This is a genomic window from Actinocrinis sp., from assembly GCF_035938995.1.
Lineage (GTDB): Bacteria > Actinomycetota > Actinomycetes > Streptomycetales > Catenulisporaceae > DASZGI01.
Map to the genome: position 1 here is coordinate 1 of NZ_DASZGI010000014.1, position 2,961 is coordinate 2,961.

A 2,961-nucleotide genomic window follows, 5' to 3' on the forward strand; every position below is an offset into this window, starting at 1 on the left:
GGGACCGGGCGGGGCCCGAGCGCGCACCCCCACGACGCGCGCGCGGACCCCGCCGCACCCCCTTCGGTGCGCGGGGCTACCGCTCTCCCCAGCAGTGGCCGCGCTGCGCCGACGATCCCCACCCGGGGGATAGATCGCCCGACCGCCGGTCGCCCGGCGGACTCGAGAGGAAGGCACCAGCCGCAATGGTGCCGACCGAGGCGATCCACCCTGTACGACAAGCCGTCCCGCCGGATGGTTGCGGACGCGGTTGGTCACGGTTCGGTAACTGTCGGCCTCGACATTTTGTCGTTCACTAGTTCGAGCGAACGATAGCCATTCGGGTGGCCCGGGAGCGCTGAGACGAGTAAGCTGCTCTTGGTTCGAACAAAGATTCGATGCACGCGCGTCGCCGCCGTTCGTAGGGGGAGGCGCCCGCCCGGTCCTGGGGGCAGCTCTGGGACGCAGGCTCGCAGTCCGGGCCGTGACCACCACGGGTGGGAAGTCTCCGGGGAAGCCTGCGGTCGGCGGCGACGCGGCCCTCGGGGGACGGCAGGGGGTCTCGCCGAGGGTTGTCCGGACCCGCGGACCGGGCATCGGGTCTTTCCACCAGCAGATCACGGCAGGGGAGTCATGACGATCGTGATGTCAGAACAAGTCGACGCCGAGCCCTGCGACGTGCTTCGCGGTGGCGACGGGCCGGTGTACTTCCTTCTCGGCGGTCAGCTGTACGTGGTGCACGAGGTGCTCGGCCGGTGGATCGAGGCCGAGCAGGCCGCGACCTCGCGTGCGGCACCCGAGAGCGCGCTGTTCGAACGCGAGGACGCCGGGAACGGCGGATTCGAACACAGCGGAACCGAACACGGCACGCTCGAACACACCACGCTCGAACGCGACGTGTTCGAACACAGTGGGTTCGAACACGGCGGGATCGAACACAGTAGCGACCGTGTCGTTACGCCGAGGCCGGGCGCGCTCGAGCCGCGGCTCGTGGAGCACTGGCTGGTGACCGCCTCTGTCGGTCGGTTCGGCCGCCCCGCCGTGTTCCGTCTCGAGCGTCGTCCGGCGCCCCCGGCCAAGGGGCCGGACACCTGGACAGTCCGCGCCGAACGGAGGTGAACACGTGCCGGATCCGTCGAAGCTCCTCTCGCGCAAGCTCAAGCCGGTGTTCCGGTACGCCGTGGTCGACGAGGTGGACCAAGAGCTGCTGGCCCGGGTGCTGTTCCTGGACGGCTTCTTCACCGAGCGCCAACCGGAGAAGCAGGCCTGGCGTACCTTCCGGCTCTTCGGCTGCCAGCCGCACGGTGCGCTGGCCGACCTGCTGCCGCGGCTGACCCCGGCCACCCGCCACCTGGCCAACGTCGAGGTCAGGATCCTGAACGGCCTCGGGCAGCCGATCGGCTCGTACTATGTCGCGGCGTTCGAGGTCAACGCGGCGCGGCCGAGCCCGCTCGGCCCCGGGCTAGTCGACGTGCGGGTCAGCGGCGTCCTGCTCAGCCAGCCGCACCCGCGGGCCGAACCGATCTGGGACTACTTCCGCGAAGGCGGCCCGCGCACCCGCGGGGAGTGGGCCGGATACTCGCCCGAAGGCCGCGAGGCGTGGCTGGAAGTCGTCCGCCGGCACTCTTTCCGCAGGGAGGAGATACCCGGCGTCGCGTCGTCGGTCGGCGCGGCATACCGCAACGCCGCCAAGTCGGAACCAACGGTGTTCGAACTCGACGGCGAACGGGTGCAGGACCCGGCCGGACTGTTCTGCGCCCTCGGCGAGGCGGTCAACGGTCCGGGCGGCTACTTCGGCGCCGATCTCAACTCGCTGCGCGACTGCCTGCGCGGCGGGTTCGGGGTCCAGCCGCCCTTCGATCTGCGGTGGAAGGCCGCCGAGGTGGCGCGGGCGCGACTCGCCTCCGCGCCGGAAGTGCTGGCCGCGTCCGCGTTCGACGTCCCGTACTCGCCCGCTGACGACTTCGTCAGGGTGTTGCGGGAGGGCAGAGTGCGCGTGCTATTCGAATGACCCTGCTCGAATGAGCCTGTTCGAACGACCCAGCGGTTCGAGCCGCCCGGCCCGCCCGGCTCAGCGCGCGCCGGGCGCCGGAGCGGCCAACTGGATCTCGTTCACCTTGTGCCAACGCGGGCTGAAATCCACATACACGATGTCGCCCACGCGCATGTGGCTGTAAAGTTGCCGCCCGATCTCGAACGACCAGCCCTCAGGCGACGTCCCGTCGTCGATACAGCAGCAGTAGTGCGTCTGGGTGTTGTCTTCGCCGCGCGTTTCGTAGGTCCAGCGCTTCACCACTTGACCGTTGAACGTGCTGCGCTCCGGGAATGCTTGGCGCCGTCGATGAGCCGGCAGCCAGCTGCCGAGCACGACCAGAGCGCCGAGAGCCGCCGGACCGAGTCCGATCAAGCGGACCAAGCCGCCTCCGGCGAAGTGACCGATCAACGCGGCCGGGACCGTCATGAAGGCGGCGACGATGACTATCCCGACCAGCGTGCCGGGCTTCCCCCAGCTGTGCTCGTCCGTCGAGCCCACCTTCACCATCCGCCAGGTGCCGCCGTACGACGACCAGACGTGATCTGGTGGGAGCGGCTCGGAGCCCTGGGCGACCAGTGCGTCGGGGGAGTGCGGTGACGGGGCAGCCCCCGGCGGGAGCCGATCGGTCAGCAGCGTGCCGCTCAGCCCGCCGCCATTCCGTCGCCACCATTCGGCGGCAGCGCGGCCCTCGGTGGTCAGGTTCGAGCGTCGAAAGAGCAGGGAGAGCAGGCAGAAAAGGATGAACGCGGGGATCAGGGCGTAGTAGAAGGCCCCAAAGGCCGAGCTGCCGTGCCAGTGGAACGCGGACATGACGGCCACGCCGAACACCGGCACCGTGGCGAGGCTCACGAGCGCGAACAGGCAGCTGCGGGGGTCGAATCCGCGGGCGAGGCCGGCCGTGACGGCGTCCTGCTTGACGGCGTCCGTGAACTTCGTCCACCAGGTGC

General features: G+C 69.9%; 3 protein-coding genes. 2 read left to right on the forward strand and 1 reads right to left on the reverse strand.

The annotated features are described in order from the left end of the window. Positions 1-612: 612 nt before the first annotated feature. Together VGZ32_RS00715 and VGZ32_RS00720 are read left to right on the forward strand one after the other, a co-directional pair. Positions 613-1,098: a hypothetical protein gene (locus VGZ32_RS00715; RefSeq protein WP_326883769.1), complete on the forward strand. Its 486-nt coding sequence runs from the start codon at positions 613-615 to the stop codon at positions 1,096-1,098. A gap of 4 nt (positions 1,099-1,102) precedes the next feature. Then, positions 1,103-1,990, forward strand: coding sequence for a barstar family protein (locus tag VGZ32_RS00720; protein ID WP_326883770.1), 888 nt, complete (start codon positions 1,103-1,105; stop codon positions 1,988-1,990). Positions 1,991-2,050: 60 nt separating this feature from the next. On the opposite strand, the gene VGZ32_RS00725 is transcribed toward VGZ32_RS00720, so the two are convergent. Continuing rightward, positions 2,051-2,961: hypothetical protein (locus tag VGZ32_RS00725; protein ID WP_326883771.1), on the reverse strand; the 911-nt coding region annotated here is incomplete at its 5' end.

Coding starts and splice junctions, on each gene's coding strand:
- VGZ32_RS00715 (WP_326883769.1), top strand. CDS start 613: ATGACGATCGTGATGTCAGAACAAGTCGACGCCGAGCCCTGCGACGTG.